The 14,647-nt window shown below is 43.5% G+C and carries 15 protein-coding genes; 9 read left to right on the top strand and 6 right to left on the bottom strand.

All coding sequences use genetic code 11. The features are described from left to right. Nucleotides 1–39: 39 nt before the first annotated feature. The 3 genes from ABDZ72_RS07095 to ABDZ72_RS07085 all read left to right on the top strand — a co-directional run bounded on the left by ABDZ72_RS07095 (nucleotide 40) and on the right by ABDZ72_RS07085 (nucleotide 3,134). Nucleotides 40–1,257, top strand: a complete 1,218-nt coding sequence (locus ABDZ72_RS07095; RefSeq protein WP_343752049.1) for a quaternary amine ABC transporter ATP-binding protein — start codon at nucleotides 40–42, stop codon at nucleotides 1,255–1,257. Beyond that, nucleotides 1,250–2,089 carry an ABC transporter permease gene (locus tag ABDZ72_RS07090; RefSeq protein ID WP_343752047.1) on the top strand — a complete coding sequence of 280 codons (840 nt, stop codon included), beginning with the start codon at nucleotides 1,250–1,252 and terminating at the stop codon, nucleotides 2,087–2,089. Before ABDZ72_RS07095 ends, ABDZ72_RS07090 begins: the two co-directional genes overlap by 8 nt. An 85-nt stretch (nucleotides 2,090–2,174) precedes the next feature. Continuing rightward, nucleotides 2,175–3,134: a glycine betaine ABC transporter substrate-binding protein gene (locus ABDZ72_RS07085; RefSeq protein ID WP_343752046.1), complete on the top strand. Its 960-nt coding sequence runs from the start codon at nucleotides 2,175–2,177 to the stop codon at nucleotides 3,132–3,134. A gap of 135 nt (nucleotides 3,135–3,269) precedes the next feature. Here the strand turns inward: ABDZ72_RS07085 and ABDZ72_RS07080 are convergent, their stop codons facing one another. The 3 genes from ABDZ72_RS07080 to ABDZ72_RS07070 all read right to left on the bottom strand — a co-directional run bounded on the left by ABDZ72_RS07080 (nucleotide 3,270) and on the right by ABDZ72_RS07070 (nucleotide 4,840). Continuing rightward, a complete protein-coding gene (locus tag ABDZ72_RS07080) occupies nucleotides 3,270–3,635 on the bottom strand; it encodes a YtxH domain-containing protein (RefSeq protein WP_343752045.1) in 366 nt (121 codons plus the stop codon). 131 nt (nucleotides 3,636–3,766) lie between these two features. Beyond that, nucleotides 3,767–4,288 (bottom strand): tryptophan transporter, encoded by a 522-nt coding sequence (locus ABDZ72_RS07075; protein ID WP_343752044.1) that lies wholly within the window; start codon nucleotides 4,286–4,288, stop codon nucleotides 3,767–3,769. Nucleotides 4,289–4,414: 126 nt separating this feature from the next. Beyond that, complete coding sequence (locus tag ABDZ72_RS07070) at nucleotides 4,415–4,840, bottom strand: HIT family protein (protein WP_343752067.1); 426 nt, start codon at nucleotides 4,838–4,840, stop codon at nucleotides 4,415–4,417. A gap of 620 nt (nucleotides 4,841–5,460) precedes the next feature. Between ABDZ72_RS07070 and ABDZ72_RS07065 the strand changes: the two genes are divergently transcribed. After that, nucleotides 5,461–6,204: an ABC transporter ATP-binding protein gene (locus ABDZ72_RS07065; protein ID WP_343752043.1), complete on the top strand. Its 744-nt coding sequence runs from the start codon at nucleotides 5,461–5,463 to the stop codon at nucleotides 6,202–6,204. Then, nucleotides 6,197–7,411 carry an ABC transporter permease gene (locus tag ABDZ72_RS07060; protein WP_343752041.1) on the top strand — a complete coding sequence of 405 codons (1,215 nt, stop codon included), beginning with the start codon at nucleotides 6,197–6,199 and terminating at the stop codon, nucleotides 7,409–7,411. Before ABDZ72_RS07065 ends, ABDZ72_RS07060 begins: the two co-directional genes overlap by 8 nt. An 80-nt stretch (nucleotides 7,412–7,491) precedes the next feature. Here the strand turns inward: ABDZ72_RS07060 and ABDZ72_RS07055 are convergent, their stop codons facing one another. Together ABDZ72_RS07055 and ABDZ72_RS07050 are read right to left on the bottom strand one after the other, a co-directional pair. Beyond that, complete coding sequence (locus tag ABDZ72_RS07055; protein ID WP_343752040.1) at nucleotides 7,492–8,661, bottom strand: M20 family metallopeptidase; 1,170 nt, start codon at nucleotides 8,659–8,661, stop codon at nucleotides 7,492–7,494. 132 nt (nucleotides 8,662–8,793) lie between these two features. After that, entirely contained in the window at nucleotides 8,794–9,231 is a 438-nt protein-coding gene (locus tag ABDZ72_RS07050) for a ferritin-like domain-containing protein (protein WP_343752039.1), read from the bottom strand. A 152-nt stretch (nucleotides 9,232–9,383) separates the two neighbouring features. Here ABDZ72_RS07050 and ABDZ72_RS07045 point away from each other — a divergent pair, with 152 nt between their 5' ends. Both ABDZ72_RS07045 and ABDZ72_RS07040 read left to right on the top strand, forming a co-directional pair. Beyond that, nucleotides 9,384–10,028: a phosphatase PAP2 family protein gene (locus ABDZ72_RS07045; RefSeq protein WP_343752037.1), complete on the top strand. Its 645-nt coding sequence runs from the start codon at nucleotides 9,384–9,386 to the stop codon at nucleotides 10,026–10,028. A gap of 82 nt (nucleotides 10,029–10,110) precedes the next feature. Then, the gene (locus ABDZ72_RS07040; RefSeq protein WP_343752036.1) at nucleotides 10,111–10,617 is read left to right on the top strand and encodes a thioredoxin family protein; all 507 of its coding nucleotides are present in this window, start codon (nucleotides 10,111–10,113) and stop codon (nucleotides 10,615–10,617) included. An 88-nt stretch (nucleotides 10,618–10,705) separates the two neighbouring features. Here the strand turns inward: ABDZ72_RS07040 and ABDZ72_RS07035 are convergent, their stop codons facing one another. Continuing rightward, nucleotides 10,706–11,203 carry an antibiotic biosynthesis monooxygenase family protein gene (locus ABDZ72_RS07035; RefSeq protein ID WP_343752035.1) on the bottom strand — a complete coding sequence of 166 codons (498 nt, stop codon included), beginning with the start codon at nucleotides 11,201–11,203 and terminating at the stop codon, nucleotides 10,706–10,708. A 164-nt stretch (nucleotides 11,204–11,367) separates the two neighbouring features. Here ABDZ72_RS07035 and ABDZ72_RS07030 point away from each other — a divergent pair, with 164 nt between their 5' ends. Continuing rightward, nucleotides 11,368–13,521 carry a transglycosylase domain-containing protein gene (locus ABDZ72_RS07030; RefSeq protein ID WP_343752033.1) on the top strand — a complete coding sequence of 718 codons (2,154 nt, stop codon included), beginning with the start codon at nucleotides 11,368–11,370 and terminating at the stop codon, nucleotides 13,519–13,521. A gap of 88 nt (nucleotides 13,522–13,609) precedes the next feature. Beyond that, nucleotides 13,610–14,644, top strand: a complete 1,035-nt coding sequence (gene hemE / locus ABDZ72_RS07025; RefSeq protein ID WP_343752031.1) for a uroporphyrinogen decarboxylase — start codon at nucleotides 13,610–13,612, stop codon at nucleotides 14,642–14,644. Nucleotides 14,645–14,647 lie beyond the last annotated feature (3 nt).

Here is a 14,647-nt window from a genome sequence, read left to right as displayed (position 1 = left end):
ACAGACGAAAGCATTTTTAAAGTTAAGTGAGGTGAGGACATGACCAGTATAATAAAAGTAGACAAATTAACAAAGATTTTTGGCAGACGGCCTCGACAAGCCATTAACTACTTGGAAGAAAACAAATCCAAAGAAGACATTCTTGAATTGACTGGTATGACAGTAGGGGTTAATCAGTCTTCCTTTGAAGTTCAGGACGGAGAAGTGTTTGTTATTATGGGTCTTTCCGGAAGTGGAAAATCAACACTCGTCCGTATGCTGAATCGGTTAATTGAACCAACATCGGGAGAGGTGTGGTTGGATGATGAAAACATTACCGATATGGATAAAGAACAACTTCGGCAATTGCGCAGAAAAAAAATGAGCATGGTTTTCCAAAACTTTGCGCTTCTCCCGCATAAAACGATTCAAAAAAATGCTGAGTATGGTCTTGAAATCCAAAAGATTGATAAAGAAGATCGGGCTCAAAAGGCAAAGGATGCGCTTGAATTAGTTGGTCTGGGTGGTTATCTGGATAAATATCCAAGCGAATTATCCGGCGGAATGCAGCAGCGTGTCGGTTTGGCCAGGGCACTCGCTAACGACCCGGAGATCCTTTTAATGGACGAAGCCTTCAGTGCGTTGGATCCGCTCATTCGTAAAGATATGCAGGATGAATTGATGTCTCTGCAGCAATCCGTTCATAAAACCATTGTTTTTATCACACACGACTTGAATGAGGCTCTTCGTATTGGTGATCGGATTGCCTTAATGAAAGACGGAAGCATTGTGCAAATCGGCACAGCTGAGGAAATTCTTATGGAGCCGGCGAACGATTATGTTGAGCGCTTTGTGGAAGACGTTGATTTAGCAAAGGTTCTGACAGCTGGCCATGTTATGAAACGGGCAGAAAGCGTGTCCGTTGACAGAGGTGTCAATGTTGCTCTTCGTTTGATGAAAGATAGTGGCATCTCCACAATTTATGTGGTTGACAAAAAGCAAAAATTGCTTGGCTATGTAACGGCTGATCAAGCAGCGGAAGCCTCCAAAGAAGATAAACGTTTGGAAGACATACTTACATCCGATATACCGAAAGTTACATCGGATACATTGCTCACAGATATGTTTGAACCAATGACCGGTGACAAAGCCCCACTTTCTGTTGTTGATGAATCTGATAAGCTCCTCGGAATTGTGGTACGTGGTTCTGTGATTGGTGCACTTGCTGGTGACAATCAAGTATTGAATGACAATGGGGGTGAAGTAATCGATGGATAATTCCGGTACTCTTTTACCAAAACTGCCGCTTGCGGAATGGATTGAAGCATTAGTTGAATTTTTAAAAACCTATTTTTCGGCACTTTTTGATGCTATTTCCACAGTCATTGAATTTGTAACCGAAAACTTTGTAACAATAATGGAATGGTTTCCACCATTGGTGTTATTGATACTTATTGCATTGTTGGCATGGTGGGTGGTAAACTGGAAAATGGGTTTATTCGCACTCATAGGACTTGGTCTTATTAATAATTTAGGCTATTGGCCAGAATTGATTGAGACGATTTCATTAGTTGTCGTATCCGTTGTGATTTCGATGATTATTGGAATTCCATTTGGTATATGGATGTCACAAAAAGCACCTGTACAAGCTATTATTACTCCTGTTCTTGACTTCATGCAGACAATGCCCGCGTTTGTTTATCTGATTCCGGCCGTTGTCTTCTTCAGCCTTGGTATGGTACCTGGGGTTGTGGCAACGATTATCTTCTCGATGCCGCCGACAGTCCGGCTTACCAACCTTGGTATTCGACAGGTCGATCAGGAACTTATTGAAGCATCCAATGCATTTGGGTCATCGACTGGTCAAAGGCTGACAAAGGTACAAATACCGCTTGCTATGTCAACCATTATGGCAGGTATTAACCAGACGATTATGCTTTCATTATCGATGGTTGTTATCGCCTCAATGGTAGGCGCACCGGGCTTAGGAACCGTTGTGTACAGAGCTGTAACACAAGTTGCCATTGGACCGGGCTTCGAAGGTGGTTTATCTCTTGTTATACTAGCAATGTTGCTGGATCGTATTACACAAGGGGCAAGTAAAAACTAGTATGTTGACAAGCCTGTTGCATCTATACGATGCCTCGGCTTGAGCAATATAAATATAAATTATTATTAGAGGAGGGTCTGTTCTTATGCTTAAGAATCTTAGATTTATAGCCTTGGCCGCGGCACTGCTCTTAGCCGTTACATTGGTAGCTTGTGGCGGTGGAGACGATAGTGAAGGAGATAATGGCAACTCCGGTGACAGCGGTAATGGTGACGGTGGTGACAGCAGCAGTGGTGTGGAACTCGGTGAAAAAGAATTGACAGTTCCATATGTCGCATGGGCTGGCGCCATTGCTCGGACACCACTGGTTAAACAGCTGTTGGAAGAAGTCGGTTATACGGTTGAAACCAAGCAAGTTGAAGCAGGTGCGATGTGGTCGGGTGTTGCCGAGGGCGATGCATCATTTATGACAGCCTCATGGCTTCCTGCAACACACCAGAGCTATCAGGAGAAATATGGTGATAAAGTAGAGGAGGTTGGCATTTTTGTTGATAAAGCCCCCCTTGCACTCACCGTTCCATCCTATATGGATGTTGAATCAGTTAAAGATTTGAAAGGCAACAAAGACCTCGGTGAAGCTGTTGATTGGACAATCAATGGTATTGATCCTGGTGCCGGCATTATGCAGAATACACAAGATGCTTTGAAAAAATATAATCTTGAAAAATGGGAGCTGCAAGAAGCATCAGAAGGTGCGATGATTTCCGCATTGCAAGAAGCTATTGATAACGAAGAAAAAATTGTTGTACCACTCTGGAAGCCGCATTGGGCATTTGCCAAAATGGATCTGAAAATGCTTGACGATCCTAAAGAAATCTACGGTGGTGAAGGAGACCGTATCGGCGCCGTAGCCAAGAAAAGTTTCAAAGATGATTCACCAGCGGCATATAAATTCCTTGAACGTTTCACGGAAGATTATAATCAGGAAATTGAGAACGTCCTGCTTAAAAAAGGCAGAGAAATGGAGCCTGAGAAAGCAGCGAAAGAATACATTAGCAACAATCAGGAAAAAGTTGATGAGTGGACAAAAGGTCTCGGCAACTAACTATCGAAAAAAAGCTGTCTCATAGAATGAGGCAGCTTTTTTCGTTTGTAGGCATGGTGTTTACTTTTTATGTCAAAGACTCAAAAATAAATAACAAGCCCTCCGTTCCGTTAAAGTGGAATAGAGGGCTTGTTATTAGTTGGTTTCGTTTTGAACTTTGTCTTCAAGTTCTTTAAGGCTCGTTTCGATTTGTTCGAGGTATTTCTGAATGTTTTTTTGGTGTGGTTCTACCGTCGCTTTCCATGCAGTAACAGAACTCTTCATTTCTTGAGCCCATTTTCTAACGAGCACGACACTCTCTTTTGATGTTTCCACCATTTGTTTTTGTAATTGAATACATTCATTTTTCAGTTTTTCCAATCGTTCTTCCCATTCCAATTGCTGATCTTTGACTCGGTTACGTATATCCTGGCCAGATTCTGGTGTCAGCAGTAGTGCTGCAGCAGCACCGGCCGCTCCACCGGTAACGATGCCAAGAACAAACGATTGTTTGGTTGCCATAGGTTTATGCTCCCTTCAATGGTTTACTGACTTATTATTTCAGTCAATGAGATCCTGTTTGGGATCAGGTTAAAAATCCCCTGGACTTTTGATATGCCAGGGGATCAACCATTACTGTCGCATGCTGTGCATTAAGCTGTCATCAGTGGCTGTGATCGTTTCAAAATGGACTGGACAATAGGATAAATAACTATCATGAATACGGTATTCAATGCAGCTGCTGGAAGAACAATCGTTGCAAACAGCAGTGGGAATGCGCCGTTCATCAGTCCTATGATATATAGGGCAGCCATCAAAAAGACAGCACCACTGATCATTGTTCCGGCTGCGGTCAGTACTGGCACATGTATTTTGCTGTTCATACGATGTTTTATAAGAAGCAGCAGTCCGAAAAATAGGATGCCGGTGATCGGTTTATCAATCATGTTGGCAATTTGTCCCCCGGGTGTCTGTGTTGTCAAAGCTGAAATGACACCGGCTGCCACTGACAAGACGACAACATATTTCGCTCTGGGAAACAGCAATATTCCCAAAAACATCATCGACAGCAGCATGTCAGGTTTCATTCCGTAAAAGAATGGCGGAACGATAAAATGCAGTACAGCACCCATTCCCAGCAACAGTGATAAAAGCACCAAAACTCTTGTATTCATTTCTGACCTCTCCTCTTCTCATCTAAGCTCGTTTGGTTTTCCAGCTGTGCGCGTCGCCAACTGCGAAAACGTATTAACATTATACCAAAAAATCGGGCAAATAAACAGTAGTAATTTTCTAAAAGGCTACATGGATGCATTTATTTTCTGAGCAATTGACTGCAAATCGGCTTGAGTATAGTCATCCGCATGTGCGGCCCAGTTAGAGGAAAAACCGTCATTGTCCCCGTAGCGCGGAAGCAGATGAATATGTAAATGGAACACGGATTGATCAGCTGGTTTCTCATTGTTGTTCAAAAGATTCATACCGATGGGCTGATAAGCCTGTTTGATTGCGGCGGCAATTTTCGGAACGCGTTCAAACAATTGGCTTGCTATCTCTGGTGGTGTTTCATAAATATTTTTTACATGTGTCTTTGGAATAACAAGCGTATGTCCTTTTGTCACTTGGGAAATGTCCAGAAATGCATACACTTCTTCATCTTCATAAACGTTCGCGGATGGAATGTCACCGTCAATTATTTTACAGAAAACACACTCGTCATGCGTCATATTAATCATCACCCCATACCTGTTTTTATCCATTGTAAATAAAGAATAAGGAAGAAGTAAAGCAATCTGATAAAAGAAAAGCAGACCGGATTCACGGTTGTGAACCGGCCTGCTTGAATGAAGCAAGAGGATGACTACATCTAACGTTGGGGACTTTTGTAATATGGTTAAATAACATTTGTATTTAACGTTCATTACAAGAAACCGCTTTGTCAGTATCCCAAGAAAATTGAGACGTTCTGACAAATTGGTTTTAATGTTAGATGGTACCTGTTGATCTTACGTGTGCTATATGCAGACGCTTAGCTCAATCAGAAATGTCAATCACTTAATTATCGATCGCCAACACCTCATTTGTGTTTATCACGAAATTAATGATATTTTGCATTCCAATAGAAGCAATGGCTTTAAGCTTTTGCCAAATCATTTAATTGCTTTTCGCCAACACCTCATTTGTTGTGCATCACGAAATTACATGATTTTGTTCATCCCCTTGGCTTCATTCATTAGTATGGACCGGAAAATCTTTTTTAATACACATTTTTTGTCGATGAGTTTATTTTGGATTGGTTCCCGAAACATGATAAAATTTATAGGAGTGATGACGGGAGGGACAAGTTGTGGAACCTTTGCTGCATATCGACGATCTGTATGGTGGATATACACATAAAAACATATTACATGGCATCTCTCTTGATGTTTTTCCAAGCGAAATTGTCGCGCTTATTGGACTCAACGGTGCAGGAAAAAGCACTACCATTAAACATGTTATAGGCTTAATGCAGGCCAGAAAAGGAACCGTTGCCGTTAATGGCAAAACGTTTCAGGATAATCCGAATACCTACCGACAACAAATGGCCTATATTCCAGAAATGCCTATTTTGTACGACGAATTAACACTTTATGAGCATCTAAGGCTGACAGCCATGGCTTATGATATACCTGAAGAAACGTTCGAGAAAAGACTTGATCCGTTACTAAAGGCATTTCGAATGGAAAAAAGACTAAAATGGTTCCCGACGCATTTTTCCAAAGGAATGCGCCAAAAAGTGATGATAATGTGTGCGTTTATGATCCAACCGCCGTTATATATCGTGGATGAGCCATTTGTCGGGTTGGATCCGCTTGGCATTCAATCGTATTTGCAATGGATGGATGACATGAAAGCGAATGGATCAGGTGTGTTAATGTCGACACATATCCTTGCAACAGCGGAGAAGAACTGCGACAGGTTCGTTATTCTAAATGATGGTAGAATCAAAGCGAATGGTACCCTTGCTGAATTGAGGCGGGATTTTAACATGCCGGATGCATCTTTGGATGATTTATATGTGGCATTGACAAAGGAAGATAGCCATGTTTGATGCGCATAAATTTTTTAAAGAGCGATTTGCCGCACATATGAAGGAGACCAGCCGCTATCTGCGGTATATTTTCAATGGGCATATCGCTTTTGCGATGCTGTTTTTTATTTCTGCTGCAGCTTATTATTATCAGCGATGGTTGGCAGAACTTCCGGAACAGTTTCCAACTGCGGCGATTATAGGCATCATATTTGGTTTGCTCGTCAGTTACAGCCCGGCCCGGACGTTGCTGAAAGAGCCTGACCTTGTCTTTTTAATTGCTGCCGAACATAAGATGGGGCCTTATTTCCGGAACACACTGATATACAGTTTTGTTGTCCAACTTTACTTAGTGCTGCTTGCCGGTGCAGCATTCGGTCCGCTGTATGTTACGTCGTATCCGGACAGAGACGGCAGTATTTATTTATGGACGTTATTGGTCGTGCTTATTTTCAAGGGATGGAATTTGATGGCCACCTGGTGGATGATGAAAGTTAGGGAACCGGGCGTGCGTCAAGTGGATCAGACGGCCCGCACATTATTGAATATGGCTGTGTTTTATTTTGCGGTGCGTGGTGAAATGCTGTGGGCATCGATCACAACAGTGCTATTTGCGTTTGTTTTTATTTATGATTGGCGGAATTCCGTTAAACAACCGGGGATTGCGTGGGAGTTACTGTTGGAAAAAGACCGAAATCGCATGCAGACGTTTTATCGGATTGCTAACATGTTCACCGATGTTCCGCATTTGAAAAATCAGGTAAAGCGGCGTCATTGGCTGACTGGACTTGTAAAACGTGTGCCCTTGAACCAGGATTATACCTTTGACTATTTGTATCGTGTCTCTTTTGTCCGCAGTGCTGATTATTTAGGAATGTATGCGAGACTCCTCGTTATCGGTGGTCTGTTTATTTATTTTGTCCCGAACATATGGTTGAAGCTTCTGTTTGCGCTATTGTTTATGTATTTGAGTAGTTTTCAAATGGTATCTCTGTACCGCCATCATCGTACCATCATGTGGTTGGATTTGTACCCTGTTGGACTCGACGTGCGGCAGCGATCATTCGCCAAACTGTTGTATGAGCTCGCTATGATTCAAACGGTTCTGTACGCCCTTCTGTTTGTCTTCATGCAGGATTGGGTTGGCTCGCTGGGTGTCATAGCTGCAGGGGTATTGTTTATTTACATGTTCGTACGAGGTTATGTTCAAAGGACGATCATGGTTTAATGCTTCTATCGACCGTTTCAATCGTCATAAAAAAAGCATGCTCATCAGTAGATATTGGATGGGCATGCTTTTTTTAATCATTACTGCTTCTGGTACTCTAGATAAGTAGCGATCAGTGTCTTGGCTGCGGTGGGAATAGCCCGCTCGTCAATGTCAAACATAGGGTGGTGGTGCGGATATGGACTGTCTTCTTTGCGTGCACCGGTAAAAAAGTAGGCTCCTGGCTTTTCCATCGTGTAATAAGCGAAGTCTTCCCCGGCCATAACCGGCTTTACTTCTTCGCTTGTGTGGATAGCACTGACATGATTGGCCGCTTGAAAAACCAATTCTGCGTCCTGTTCGTTATTCACAAGCGGGGGATAGCCTTTTTCATAGTTAAATGAATACGATACGTTATGGCTTAAGCAAATGCCTTTAATGATTTTTTCCATTTCTTGAATCACTTGCTCTTGAACATCGTTGTCAAGATAGCGGACGGTACCAACAAGTCTTGCCTTGTCAGCAATGACATTGAAGGCATTGCCCGCTTCGAATTGACCAACAGAGACGACAGCGGTTTTCAATGGATCGAGCCGCCGGGAAACAATTTGCTGGAGCTGGGTTACCATTTGTGCTCCAATCGTGATGGCATCTTTCGTGTCATGTGGATAACCGCCATGTCCGCCTTGCCCCTGAACGATTATTTCAAAACGGTCCGGACCAGCCATAAAGACATCTTTGGACGTCTGCAGGACACCGAGTGGTGTTGGAGTCCACAGATGGGTTCCGAATACCGCATCCGCATTATCCAAGGCGCCGGATTCGATGATTGGCTTGGCGCCGCCCGGAGCATATTCTTCCGCATGCTGATGGAGGAACAGGATGGTCCCGGGCAATTCGTCCTGAAACTCTTTCATGGTTTTCGCAAGTGTCAGGAGGGATGCCGTATGACCGTCATGGCCACATGCATGCATAACGCCATCGACTTTTGATTTATACGGAACATTTTTTTCGTCTTGAATCGGCAAAGCGTCAAAATCAGCTCTGAGCGCAACAGTTTTACCCGGTTTTCCACCTGTTAGCGTAGCGATGACGCCATTGCCGCCAACATTCGTTTCATAGGGGATACTGAGTGTTTTATAATAATTGGCGATGTATTGGGCTGTTTCGGTCTCCTGGAAAGACACCTCAGGATACTGGTGTAGATAACGGCGTATATCAACCATTTCCGGATATAACTCATCCAATTTACTATGTATCGCTTGAAGCAATGAAAAGCCCCCTTTAACTGTTTCCATCTATTGTAACATTAATTCAGCTTGAGAGGGCAGAAAAATTGCAAAAACTCAGGATCTATATGCAGTAAAAAGAACTGCCCGTCACGAGCAGTCCTTGTTTTCTTATTAGGCATGTACTCTTGAATCACTCAGTAGTCGTTCGATTTCTTCTTTGTGACCTGTTTCGTCGGCAATCATATCTTCCAGCTTGACAACAAGGTCGGTGTAGCCGACTTTTTCAGCTTGCTGTTTGCGTGTTTCATATCGGTCAATGGTCGCTTTTTCTGATTCCAGGGAAGCTTCCAGCAATTCTTTTACTTCTGTTGGTTGCGGAATATCAGCGGCTTTCGTTGTCGGTGTTCCGCCCAATGCCTTTATTTTTTCAGATAAATATAGTGCGTGTCCCATTTCATCATTAATTTCGCTTTCGAAAAAAGGTTTTAATGCCGAGCGATAAAGCCCCGAAACGACTGCTGCGCTATACGTGTATTGAATAGCAGCTGCATATTCGTGCGCCAAATCGTCATTCAAACCTTCAATGAGCTTTTGTACCTCTCTATCCATTATTTAACCCAACCTTTCGTAATAATGTGACCACATACTTATAATTCCACATTTTATTTTTTTAAAACATCTGCGAACGGTAAAATATAAAGAAAATGACGATTGTTTTATCAGCCATGAAAAGCTGGAAATAGGAGGCGGGAGGCAGGGTTATGTTCAACAAATTAAACGGTGTGACCATCATGTTACTATGCATCATCTTGATGACAAGCGGCTTTTGGATCGTTCGTATCAGTCTGGGACAGCCGCTTTATCTGGATCAATTGACACGTGTTTATGTCAATGGATTAGCAGGCAGTGCTGTATACATCTTTTTCCGCTGGGTGACGGAGTTAGGATCGGGCACATTTTTGACACCATTTGTTGTGGTGATGTCCGTTGTACTCTGGCGACAATTCCGGGACTGGCTGCCGATTATCTTTTTTTCCATGGGCACACTGACGGCAAATGGGTGGAATGTTCTGATTAAACAGCTTGTTGAACGGGAGCGACCGAGTATTTTCGTGGCAGCCAATGCGGAAGGATACAGTTTTCCATCCGGTCATGCCATGATTCCAATGGTCTGCTACGGATTTCTTGCATATCTGTTAGCCCGGAAGCTGCGTTCGGATAAAAAAGCCATTGCCATTCGGTCCGGTTTTGCCTTGCTTATTTTTTTGATCGGCATTAGCCGCTATGTGATTAACGTCCATTATTTAACCGATGTTCTGGCCGGATTCATTTTTGGATTTGTATATTTAATGGTATTGATTTACGTTTATGAATGGCTGGGTAAAAAAAACATGAACGTTAATTGATTGATTCAAAAACCGAGCTTTGTGTATACTTTAAACGTTATGATTTATATATAGTTATTTTGAAAAAGTGGGAGGAATTGATGTGAAACAGAAACTGTTGATGATATTAGGCCCGATTGTTGTACTGCTTATCGCTCTGTATTTTGTTACAGATTTTAAAAGCCAGCAGGACACTGACGATCAGAAAAACCCTTATGGAAAAGATAACCTTGACCAGGCAACAATTGATCAGCTGGATAATCCGGACTATCAAAATCAGATTGTACCGAATGAATTGGACGAAAAACTGGAAAATGGCAAGGATATGTTCGTTTATTTTTATCATCCGGAATGCCCGCATTGTAAGAAATTGACACCGAGGTTAGTCCCGTTGGCACAGGAGATGAGTGTCGATATGAAAAAAGTGAATCTTTTGGAGTTCAAGAATGCTTGGGGCGCATATGGGATTGAAAGCACGCCGACGCTTGTGTACTATGAAGATGGTAATGAAGTGAACCGCGTCAATGGTGCACAACCGAATGATATGTTCCGGGACTTTTTTAATGAATATGCCGTTGATGATTCTGACGAAAATGATCAAGCAAGCTAAGGAGATAGGCTCGGCTTGCTTGATTTTTGCTGAATGAGCGAGAATCTCCACTCTTTGTTTAGAAGTGGAGAGCAGTTCATACGATATGTTAATCGGCTTCGATCATATGGTAACTCGTCACGAAAGGCTGATCTAAAAAATAGGCAGGAGGTTTGGCATCTGAGCCGTGTTTATGGGCTTGTTTAAATGCATCAGAGTTCTTCCAGTTGTCATAGTCGCTTTCTGAGGTCCACTGTGTCATAACGACATACGTGTTCCCTTGTTTTGGCCGGAGTAGTCGGAATGCTTGAAATCCCGGCATGGATTCTACGCTCTGCTGACGTTGCTTGAATGCATCTTCAAAGGTAGGCTTGCCGTCATCAGCGACAGGAATGTTATTCATAACGACGAAGCCATTCTGATGCATACTGCCATTTTCGATGACGATATCATAAGTCCTTCCGGAAGCGAAAACGTTTTTTCCTTCCCCTTCATAATACACAAGCGTACTAGTACCTTCCCGCATAAAATAAAAGGTGATATCGGTGTGCTTGGCGGGAATTTTTTTTAAAAAATCGAGTGTTCCATTTGTCATATACGCATTCATAGCAATGCTCCTTTCAGTGTCCTTACACTAATATACCATACCCGAATGACAGGTTACGTACCCTTTTTGCCATTACTGCCGCTGTCAATAACAGTTATCAACTAATAAGACGTATTATTTTCTTTCGTTAATGTAAAAATTGTCGTATACTGAGAAAGAGGTGAATGGATAAAACGATGAAACGATTAAAATGGCTTCTTCTGTCGCTCCTGTTTCTTTTGGTTATCGGAATCATTGGCTATGCTGTTATTCTGTTCGGCGGCCGATTTGTTGTGGATGAGGACGATTTGATCCTTGATGCCACAACAACGTTAGAGACACGCAACGGAGAAGTCATTGGTAAATTATATCATGAAAATCGGATACCCGTCACGCTTGAATCCATACCGGACCATGTGCAGGAAGCGTTTATAGCGACGGAGGACAGGCGTTTTTATGATCATGCAGGGATTGACTTCCAATCGATTGCCCGCGCTGTTTACCGTGACATTATTGCTATGGACAAAGTGGAAGGTGCCAGCACCATTACGCAGCAACTTGCGAAAAACTTATTTTTAACAAATGACAAAACATGGATGCGCAAAACGAAAGAAGCTATGGCTGCTATTCATTTGGAACGCCGTTTCTCTAAGAATAAGATCCTGGAACTGTATTTGAATGAGGTGTATTTCGGGCACGGTGTATATGGAATTGAGGCAGCATCCAGGATGTATTTTAACAAATCGGCACAAGATCTCACTCTTTCCGAAGGGGCACTTCTGGCAGGTCTTGTAAAAGCCCCAAATGGCTATTCCCCCATCAGACACCCGAAAAAGGCTGAAACACGCAGAAATGTGGTTTTGGAGGCAATGGAAGATACCGAAAACATTGCAACACAAAAGCGTATGCAGGCACAGGGTCGGACGCTTGGGCTAAACATACAGACATACGAACCTAAACCATGGGCAGCCGGTTTCATTGATTTAGCTGTTCAGAAAGCAGCGGACCGATACCATTTATCTATGGACGAATTACAGCGCGGCGGCTATCGAATTGTTGTCACCGTCCATCCGGAAGCACAGAAGATTGCTTACCGACAATTTCAGAATGATAGCCATTTCCCGGGGAATACCGACGGCGTGCAAGGGGCGTTTGTGATGCTGGACCAACAGTCCGGTGAGGTTGCTGCGGCTATGAGCGGACGGAATTATGAATTCGGGAATTTGAACCGGGTGACGGTAAAAAGACAGCCCGGATCGGCAATAAAGCCGCTTGCAGTCTATGGTCCTGCCATGATGACAGGCAACTACGACCCGTATTCATTGATTCAGGATAAGAAACAAGCGATTGATGGGTATACCCCGACCAATTATGATGGACAATATGCCGGTTCGGTCTCCATTTATCAAGCGCTTATAGAATCAAAAAATGCTGCCGCTGTCTGGCTTTTGAATGATATTGGCATCCCGTATGCTAAAGATTATCTGAATCAGCTCGGTATGCCTATTCAGGATGATGGATTGGCGATTGCACTAGGTGGCCTGTCTGAAGGGGTGACGCCACTAAAAATGGCGCAAAGTTATCGGGCATTTGCCAATAGCGGCAAAACCATCGACGCATTCGCTATTGAAAAAATGATGAACCGGGATGACGAGGTAATTCATCAAGCAGATCCAGAAACGACATCGGTATTTCGTCCGCAAGTGGCCTGGAATATGACACGTATGCTCTCATCAGCTGTTGCGGATGGAACAGCCAGCGCGGGACATTATTCAAAAGCGCTGGCCGGTAAAACCGGATCCACACAGCATCCGCATGTGGAAGGGGCCGTCAAGGATGCATGGTTTGCAGGATTTACGCCCAAGTATGCCATGGCTACGTGGATAGGATATGACACATCCGATAAGACCCATTATCTGACAACTGGCAGTGAAGCGCCGACACGTTTAACAAAGGCTATTTTGTCTGAAATGAACAACCAAACCCCGTTGACAGCTTCCTTTGATAAGCCCGCCAATGTTTCAGATTTACCGGAACCAATAGACTTACCAACAAACATAACATTACACGGGAATCATTCATTTGGCGGTCTGTCATTTCTGAAAGGAACATTGGAATGGACGGAGTCTGCTGATGATCGAATCGTTTATCGTATTTATCGGGAGGAAGACGGCTCGGATGAACAAATTGGCAAAGTAAAAGGAGATAACGAGTATACGATTAAGCCTTTCCCATTTTTCGACTCGTCCCGATACTACGTGGTCCCGTACAACCCGTTGACAGATAAGGAAGGCAAGAAGTCCAATACGGTCAAACTCTCTCTGAATAAGACAAAATGATGACAATCGTCGTTGGTTGCTATGCAGTACAGCTGGAAAGCGCTATAGTGAATACAGATGAGATACGTTTTAATAAGGGTGAAAATAAGTGACTACAAACATTAATGATACCATTATCAAAGCCTATAATGGGGAAAAAACAGATTATACACCCGCTTGGTTTATGCGTCAGGCGGGTCGCTCGCAGCCGGAGTATCGGCAACTGAAAGAAAAATATTCGCTGTTTGAAATTACACATCAGCCGGAACTTTGTGCTTATGTGACTCGTTTACCGGTCGAGCACTATGGGGTGGATGCGGCTGTTTTGTACAAGGATATTATGTCCCCGCTTCCGGCAATGGGAATGGAAGTGGAAATTAAAAAAGGCATCGGCCCGGTAATCGACAATCCGATCACGAATTTTCAGGATGTGGAGGCACTGGGCATGCTTGACCCCGAGCGGGATGTGTCCTATGTACTCGATACGATTCGTTTGCTTACAGAAGAACAGCTAAATGTGCCGCTCGTTGGTTTTAGCGGGGCCCCGTTCACACTTGCCAGTTACATGATTGAAGGCGGTCCGTCCAAAAATTACAGTAAAACAAAAGCATTGATGTACAGCCAGCCGGACGTCTGGTTTGCATTAATGGATAAACTGGCGGAGATGAGCATTGCTTATATGAAAGCACAGATTGATGCCGGAGCGAGAACGGTGCAAATTTTTGATTCGTGGGTTGGTGCACTGAGTGTGGATGATTACCGTTATTACATCAAACCGGTGATGCATCGTATTTGTTCCGCACTGCGGACAAAACAGGTGCCGCTGATTATATTTGGTGTTGGCGCGCGGCATTTGCTGCTGGAATGGAATGACCTTCCGGTTGATGTCATTGGGCTTGACTGGCGTACATCCATTACCGAAGCGCGAAAGATGGGGATTACCAAAGTGCTGCAAGGCAATCTCGATCCGGCTGTGCTGATCAGTGATTGGGAGACGATTGAGACGAAAACAAAAGCGATTCTTGATGAAAGTGTCGCGGATGGGAACCATGTATTTAACCTCGGACATGGTGTTACGCCGGACGTTAAACCGGAAACACTTGAAAAACTGACAACATTGATTCACACGTACGCCAAGCGCTAAGAT

The organism is Lentibacillus halophilus (genome assembly GCF_039522485.1).
GTDB classification, from domain to species: Bacteria; Bacillota; Bacilli; order Bacillales; family Amphibacillaceae; genus Lentibacillus; species Lentibacillus halophilus.
The sequence above is the reverse complement of the archived record's forward strand: the minus strand, read 5'-3'. Positions and strand labels throughout refer to the sequence as shown.

Excerpts from the sequence above, each read along its gene's own strand:
- ABDZ72_RS07095 (WP_343752049.1), top strand. The coding sequence starts at position 40 with ATGACCAGTATAATAAAAGTAGACAAATTAACAAAGATTTTTGGCAGA.
- ABDZ72_RS07090 (WP_343752047.1), top strand. The coding sequence starts at position 1,250 with ATGGATAATTCCGGTACTCTTTTACCAAAACTGCCGCTTGCGGAATGG.
- ABDZ72_RS07085 (WP_343752046.1), top strand. The coding sequence starts at position 2,175 with ATGCTTAAGAATCTTAGATTTATAGCCTTGGCCGCGGCACTGCTCTTA.
- ABDZ72_RS07080 (WP_343752045.1), bottom strand. The coding sequence starts at position 3,635 with ATGGCAACCAAACAATCGTTTGTTCTTGGCATCGTTACCGGTGGAGCG.
- ABDZ72_RS07075 (WP_343752044.1), bottom strand. The coding sequence starts at position 4,288 with ATGAATACAAGAGTTTTGGTGCTTTTATCACTGTTGCTGGGAATGGGT.
- ABDZ72_RS07070 (WP_343752067.1), bottom strand. The coding sequence starts at position 4,840 with ATGACGCATGACGAGTGTGTTTTCTGTAAAATAATTGACGGTGACATT.
- ABDZ72_RS07060 (WP_343752041.1), top strand. The coding sequence starts at position 6,197 with ATGTTTGATGCGCATAAATTTTTTAAAGAGCGATTTGCCGCACATATG.
- ABDZ72_RS07050 (WP_343752039.1), bottom strand. The coding sequence starts at position 9,231 with ATGGATAGAGAGGTACAAAAGCTCATTGAAGGTTTGAATGACGATTTG.
- ABDZ72_RS07045 (WP_343752037.1), top strand. The coding sequence starts at position 9,384 with ATGTTCAACAAATTAAACGGTGTGACCATCATGTTACTATGCATCATC.
- ABDZ72_RS07035 (WP_343752035.1), bottom strand. The coding sequence starts at position 11,203 with ATGAATGCGTATATGACAAATGGAACACTCGATTTTTTAAAAAAAATT.
- ABDZ72_RS07030 (WP_343752033.1), top strand. The coding sequence starts at position 11,368 with ATGGATAAAACGATGAAACGATTAAAATGGCTTCTTCTGTCGCTCCTG.